This window comes from Tateyamaria sp., assembly GCF_059783535.1.
The window spans coordinates 32206-38419 of sequence record NZ_JBYNDP010000025.1 but is presented as its reverse complement, the minus strand read 5'-3'; the positions used below and the strand labels follow the sequence as shown (position 1 = coordinate 38419).

7 protein-coding genes are annotated in these 6214 nt (G+C 60.1%); 2 read left to right on the top strand and 5 right to left on the bottom strand.

Features of this window, described 5'->3' with window-relative positions; all coding sequences use genetic code 11:
• From eno to AC6RA8_RS07490, 3 genes are all read right to left on the bottom strand, one after another.
• A partial coding sequence (gene eno / locus AC6RA8_RS07500; RefSeq protein ID WP_500351680.1) for a phosphopyruvate hydratase occupies positions 1-1083 on the bottom strand: 1083 nt, incomplete at its 3' end.
• Positions 1084-1150: 67 nt separating this feature from the next.
• Positions 1151-2026 (bottom strand): DMT family transporter, encoded by an 876-nt coding sequence (locus AC6RA8_RS07495; RefSeq protein WP_500351679.1) that lies wholly within the window; start codon positions 2024-2026, stop codon positions 1151-1153.
• 90 nt (positions 2027-2116) lie between these two features.
• On the bottom strand, positions 2117-2539 hold the full coding sequence (locus tag AC6RA8_RS07490) for a Fur family transcriptional regulator (RefSeq protein WP_500351677.1): 423 nt from the start codon (positions 2537-2539) through the stop codon (positions 2117-2119).
• Positions 2540-2615: 76 nt separating this feature from the next.
• On the opposite strand from AC6RA8_RS07490, the gene AC6RA8_RS07485 reads away from it, so the two are divergent.
• A complete protein-coding gene (locus AC6RA8_RS07485; protein ID WP_500351676.1) occupies positions 2616-3899 on the top strand; it encodes a DEAD/DEAH box helicase in 1284 nt (427 codons plus the stop codon).
• 13 nt (positions 3900-3912) lie between these two features.
• Here AC6RA8_RS07485 and AC6RA8_RS07480 read toward each other — a convergent pair whose 3' ends face one another.
• Positions 3913-4728 (bottom strand): tellurite resistance TerB family protein, encoded by an 816-nt coding sequence (locus AC6RA8_RS07480; protein WP_500351675.1) that lies wholly within the window; start codon positions 4726-4728, stop codon positions 3913-3915.
• 119 nt (positions 4729-4847) lie between these two features.
• Here AC6RA8_RS07480 and AC6RA8_RS07475 point away from each other — a divergent pair, with 119 nt between their 5' ends.
• Positions 4848-5723 carry a DMT family transporter gene (locus AC6RA8_RS07475; RefSeq protein WP_500351673.1) on the top strand — a complete coding sequence of 292 codons (876 nt, stop codon included), beginning with the start codon at positions 4848-4850 and terminating at the stop codon, positions 5721-5723.
• On the opposite strand, the gene AC6RA8_RS07470 is transcribed toward AC6RA8_RS07475, so the two are convergent.
• Positions 5720-6214: protein adenylyltransferase SelO family protein (locus AC6RA8_RS07470; RefSeq protein ID WP_500351671.1), on the bottom strand; the 495-nt coding region annotated here is incomplete at its 5' end. The two genes, AC6RA8_RS07475 and AC6RA8_RS07470, sit on opposite strands and share 4 nt — an antisense overlap.

Here is a 6214-nt window from a genome sequence, read left to right as displayed (position 1 = left end):
ATTGGTGTAGCGGGCTCGGTGGGCCATGTCGACAGCTTGAAGTGTTTCCGTCAAGCTGCCGATTTGATTGACTTTTACCAGCATCGAGTTGGCGCAACCACGTGCAATGCCGTCAGCCAGACGCGCCGGGTTTGTCACAAACAGATCGTCGCCCACAAGCTGCACCTTGTCGCCAATCGCGTCCGTCAGGGCCTTCCAGCCGTCCCAATCGTCTTCGCCCATGCCATCTTCGATCGAGATGATCGGGTAGTCCTTCACCAGGGCTTCGAGATAGGCGACGTTTTCGTCGGAAGACAGTGTTTTGCCTTCACCAGCAAGCACATATGCGCCATCCTTGAAGTACTCGGTCGCGGCGCAATCGAGGGCGAGATGGATGTCGTCGCCCGGTTTGTAGCCTGCCTTTTCTACCGACTTCAGAATGAAATCCAACGCGTCACGGGTTGAGCTGATGTTGGGGGCAAAGCCGCCTTCGTCACCGATGCCTGTCGACAGGCCGGCGTCGCTGAGTTCTTTTTTCAGCGTATGAAAGACTTCGGAGCCCATGCGCACCGCTTCGCGGATATTCGTGGCCGCCACGGGCATGATCATGAATTCCTGGATGTCGATCGGGTTGTCGGCGTGTTCGCCGCCGTTGATGATGTTCATCATCGGGACGGGCAGAATACGGGCGGATGTGCCGCCCACGTAGCGATAAAGCGGTTGCGACGTCCAATCAGCAGCGGCCTTGGCGGCAGCAAGGGAAACGCCGAGAATGGCATTGGCGCCGAGGCGACCCTTGTTGTCTGTGCCGTCCAGTTCGATCATGGCGCGGTCCAGCTCGACCTGTTCGGTGGCGTCGATGCCAACCAGTGCCTCGGCAATCTCGCCATTCACCGCCGTAACAGCTTCCAACACGCCCTTGCCCTTGTAACGGGCCTTGTCACCATCGCGCTTTTCCACGGCCTCGTACGCGCCGGTCGATGCGCCGGATGGAACTGCGGCGCGGCCCATGGTGCCGTCCTCAAGTGTCACGTCAACCTCGACGGTGGGGTTGCCCCGGCTGTCGAGGATTTCGCGGGCGTGAATGTCGATGATGGTGCTCATGAGGAGGCTCCTGTAGCGGAAAGTTACGCAGCGTCTAAACTGATGTTGGCGCTAACAACAAGGGGCTTTACGCCGCATCTGGCGTTTTCCTGATATGTTCGCGCCATAGGGTGAAAAGGCCGGACGCGATGATGATTGCCACACCGATCAGCGTCAACGCATCGGGTGCTTCCGAAAAGATCAGGATGCCGATGATCAGTGCAAACACCATACGTGTGTAGCGGAATGGCGTGACAAAGCTGACGTCGCCCATACGCATTGCCATGACGATGAAACGATAAGAGATTGCGCCGATGGCTGAGGCGATCGCAAGCACGCCCCATTCGTTCAGGGTGGGCCATACAAAAGCCGTTCCCGATACGACCATGAGCCCTGCACCAGTGGGCACAAGCAATGCGAAGGCTACGAAGCTGAGTTGGAGCGCGGAAAGGGTTGCGGGAACGCGCCGCGTGGCCAGATCACGGATGGACAGGCCGATCATACCCTGAACGGCAAACAAGACGTTCCAGTCAAAGCCTTCGAGCCCCGGTCGCACGATCAGCAGAACACCGCACAGTCCGACGATGATGGCGGCCCAACGCCGCCAGCCGACCGGCTCTGCCAGAAAAATTGCGGCACCAAGCGTGACCATGAGTGGTGTTGTCTGCAAGATGGCGGAGGCCGTCGCCAACGGCACCAAGACGAGCGCCGTGACAAAGCCAAGGGACCCGATCACTTCGCCCGCGTTGCGGATCAGCATCGCTCGGCCCAGCAGCGCACGGCTGACCAACGGCTGTCCTTGCCGCACGCAAGCACCCGCCATGATGAGCGCGCCGCCGGCGCCAAGCAGAGCAAGCAACTGTCCTACTGGAATCGCGCCGCCCAGAAGTTTGATGAACATGTCCTCGATGGCGAAGCACAGCATCGCCAGAACCATCAGCCCGGCGCCACGCAAGTTGTCCATATGGTGGTGCCCTTAGTCTTTTGGCGGATATGCCGGGTTTATTCAGGTCGCGCGTGCAGTCGCGTCAAAGATGAAGAAAAATGTGCTTGTTTACTGATGTTTGCGCGGCACGCCATAGAGCTCCAGCCTGTGGCCGCGCAGCTCATAGCCCAGCTTTTCGGCTATCTTTTCCTGCAGGGCCTCTATTTCCGCATCGACGAACTCGATCACTTCACCGGAGTTCATGTCGATCAGATGGTCGTGGTGCTCGCGTTCCGCGTCTTCGTAGCGGGCGCGGCCGTCACCGAATTCGAGCTTGTCGAGGATGCCTGCCTCTTCGAACAGTTTGACTGTCCTATACACCGTCGCGATAGAAATGCCCGGATCGACGGTGCTCGCGCGATTGTATAGCTCTTCGACATCCGGGTGATCGTCGGACTCTTCGAGCACCTGCGCAATGACCCGGCGAGGCTGGGTCATACGCAGCCCTTTGGCTTCGCTACGGTCGGTGATGGTGGCACGATTTGCGGTCATGTTTTGGGGTTTAACGAAGGTTGCGGGCAGGGGCAATTGCGGTTGACGCTGGTATGGGATGGGTCCACTGGGGGGCATGAGCGATTTTGATATGATGAACCTGCCCGCGGACCTTGCGAAACGCGTGGCCGAAATGGGATTGACCCAACCGACACCAATTCAGGCGCAGGCGATCCCGCACGCCCTGAACGGTCGTGATGTGATGGGGTTGGCCCAAACCGGTACCGGGAAAACAGCCGCCTTCGGCATTCCGTTGATTGCACGGTTGATGGATGAGGGCGGGCGTGCCGCACCGAAGACGGCGCGCGGGTTGATCCTGGCACCGACGCGGGAACTGGCGGGTCAGATCGCCCAGGTGCTGCGCGCCATGACCCAGATGCGTGTTCAGATCGTGGTCGGTGGCGTGTCCATCAACCCACAAATCCAGCGCTTGGCGAAAGGGGCAGATATCCTTGTGGCGACGCCCGGTCGCTTGCTGGACCTGGTTGAGCGGAAGGCCATCAAGTTGGAGCATACAGGCTTCCTTGTTCTGGACGAAGCCGACCAGATGCTGGACCTTGGGTTTGTGCATGCCCTGCGCAAGATCGCGTCGCTGATGGGGGATGACCGGCAGACCATGCTGTTTTCTGCCACCATGCCCAAGCAGATGAACGAGATTGCGCAATCCTACTTGCACGAGCCGATGCGGATTGAGGTGAACCCGCCGGGCAAGGCGGCTGACAAGGTCACCCAAGGCGTCCACTTCATCGCCAAGGCCGAGAAGTCCGCGCTATTGATTGAGCTGCTGGACACGCACCGTGAAAACCGGGCGTTGGTCTTTACCCGGACCAAGCATGGGGCGGATCGTTTGGCCCGCGCGCTGGACCGCAAAGGTTTTGCCGTGGCCGCCATTCATGGCGACAAGCGGCAGGGACAGCGGGAACGCGCCCTTGCGGCGTTCAAGGCGCGTGAAGTGCGTGTGCTGGTAGCCACGGATGTGGCGGCGCGCGGATTGGACATTCCGGACGTCAAGTTCGTCTACAACTACGAACTGCCAAACGTGCCGGAGGCCTATGTCCACCGGATTGGTCGCACAGCGCGGGCGGGTAAGGATGGTTCTGCCGTTGCGTTCTGTGCGCCTGAGGAGATGGACTACCTCAAGGACATTCAGAAGGTCATCAAGATGACCATTCCCGTTCTGTCGGGCCGCGCGTGGGAACCGGTGCCGGATCCCAACGCGAAACCTGCGGGCGGTCGGGGCCGTGGACGTGGCCGGCCGGGTGGTAAGCCCGGTGGGGGGCGTCCCGGTGGTGCGCCAGGCACATCCAAACCGTCGAACCGCCGGCGGCGCAAGCCCAAGCCAAAGGGGCCGCGCACCTGACGCGGCCACCTGTTCAGGCGTAAAGCGATGGCACGCCCAGCTGCGCGTGGATGTCGTTCACGCTGGCGGCATCCATGCCAAGGGCTTGGGCAAGGCTGTGCAGGTATTTCGCCTCGGCCTGTGAGTCGAGGTCGATGGCGAGAACCGACATGGCGTAGACTTGGGGGCCCATTCCGTTTGGAACATCTTGTGCGAGCGCGGTTGCGTCGACATTCCGTTGCATTTCAGTGCGCAGGAAAGCGGCTTCTTCTGCATCCACATCCCCGCCCAGCTGGCCCATCAGCTTTTCCTGTTCGGCGTCATCGAGCTGGCCGTCGGACTTGGCCGCCTGGATCATGGCGCGCAGCATGAGGGCTGCGGCGGCCTCTTGATCCGCTGTCGGTTCAATCGGGTCTTCTGGCGTTTGGTCGAAGTTCGAGTTCAGGACCTGACCGAAGCTTGCGCCATTGTCGGCTGGTCGTCTGGCCATTGCACCGCCCAAGGCTCCGAGAAGGCCGCCTGCACCTGCGCCACCTGCCAGACCGCCAAGCATACCCTGCAATCCCTGACCTTGGCGGCCCGCGCCGCCAAGCCCCTCAAGCAAGCCGCCAAGTCCGCCCATGCCGCCGGTAGAACCAGTGCCTTGCGCGCCACCCATCAGGCCGCCCAACATGTCCTGCAGCCCTGCGCTACCCTGTGCCTGCCCACCGGACAGACCGCCCAACAAGCCGCCAAGGCCACCGCCAGCGGCTGCTCCGCCGGACTCGCTGCGATTTTGCATCATTGCGCTCGCACCTTTGGCCACCGCAACACCGATGGCCACTTTGGCCAGTGTTTTCATCAAGCTCATGTTGGTTCTCCATCTCCCCGAGAATCGTTGCTGCCCAGTCTTGCATAGATTGCTGACCAAACGGGGGGGAATGTTCGGGGCCGATTGACATTGACCCCTAAACCGGCCGTTCTGCGCCGATGAATCGAAAGTCGCATATCGACCTGATCGGTGCTGTGGCGCTGACGCTGTTTTCGTTGAACCTGGGGTTCAATCAGGTCGTTATCAAAGTATCGAATGCGGGATTTCAACCCGTCTTTCTTGCAAGTTTGCGTTCGCTTGGGGCGCTTGTGCTGCTGGGGCTTTGGATGTGGACGCGGGGGATATCCTTGCGTTTGCCGGCCGAGGGCAGGACAGGCGGCATCATCGCCGGGCTTTTGTTTGCGGTTGAGTTCATCTGCCTGTTCATTGCTTTGGACCTGACCAGTGTCGCGCGGACGTCGATCCTGTTTTACTCCATGCCGGTCTGGTTGGCTTTGGCTGCACATGTGCTGCTGCCCGGCGAACGGCTGAATGGCGTGCGCCTGATCGGCCTTGCTTTTGCGATGGGCGGTGTGGTGCTGGCACTTGCGGATCGCGATGCAGGGCAAGGCAATCTTCTGGGAGATGTCTTTGCGCTGGGTGCGGCGCTGTGCTGGGCAGGTATTGCCCTCTGCGTGCGGGTCACGCCGCTGAGCCGTATTCCGGCTGAACAACAATTGTTCTGGCAACTGCTGATCTCGGCCCCGGTTTTGCTGATCCTTGCGCCAGCTTTCGGTCCCCTTTTGCGAGACCTGGAAGTGATCCATGTTGTCGGTCTTGCGTACCAGATCGTATTTATCGCCAGCTTCGGGTTTCTTTTCTGGTTTTTCCTGATGAAGATTTATCCGGCGTCTGGTGTGGCGTCCTTCAGCTTTCTCTCGCCTGTCTTTGCCGTGGTCCTCGGCTGGTTGATTTTGGGCGAAGATATCACCGCCACCATATGGGCTGCACTTGCTTTAGTTGCCGTGGGACTGGTGCTGATCAACAGGCGTTAAGTGCCGCAGAACGTGGCGGGCACAATCTCGGATTGCGTTGGCGGGCGACGCAGATCGTCAAACGTGTCTGGCAGGTCGTACGGTGTTGCTAACGCGGTCATGAGCCGTTCGAAGGGTGCCATATCGCCCGAAACAGCAGCTTCGATCATCGTTTCGATCCGATGGTTGCGCGGAATGATCTGGGAGTTGGTGCGTTGCATCAATTCCATGTCGAGGTTGCGCTGCGCCCAGCGTTCCGCCCAAGCGTCAAACGCGTCACGATCGGTGAACTGATCGCGGGCTTTATCTGTTTGCAGGGTTGCAAACGTGTTGGTGAAGTCGGCGCCATCGGTCTGCATGAGCTTCAGGAGATCTTCGATCAGGGGCTGATCATCTGCAGTGACATCCACAAGGCCCAGCTTGGCCCCAAAGCGGCGCAACCATGCATCTTCCAACTGCCGCGGCATGGCGTGAACGATGGCCGTCGCATCCTTGACCGCCTGATCCTTGTC

Excerpts from the sequence above, each read along its gene's own strand:
- AC6RA8_RS07490 (WP_500351677.1), bottom strand. The coding sequence starts at position 2,539 with ATGACCGCAAATCGTGCCACCATCACCGACCGTAGCGAAGCCAAAGGG.
- AC6RA8_RS07485 (WP_500351676.1), top strand. The coding sequence starts at position 2,616 with ATGAGCGATTTTGATATGATGAACCTGCCCGCGGACCTTGCGAAACGC.
- AC6RA8_RS07495 (WP_500351679.1), bottom strand. The coding sequence starts at position 2,026 with ATGGACAACTTGCGTGGCGCCGGGCTGATGGTTCTGGCGATGCTGTGC.
- AC6RA8_RS07480 (WP_500351675.1), bottom strand. The coding sequence starts at position 4,728 with ATGAGCTTGATGAAAACACTGGCCAAAGTGGCCATCGGTGTTGCGGTG.
- AC6RA8_RS07475 (WP_500351673.1), top strand. The coding sequence starts at position 4,848 with ATGAATCGAAAGTCGCATATCGACCTGATCGGTGCTGTGGCGCTGACG.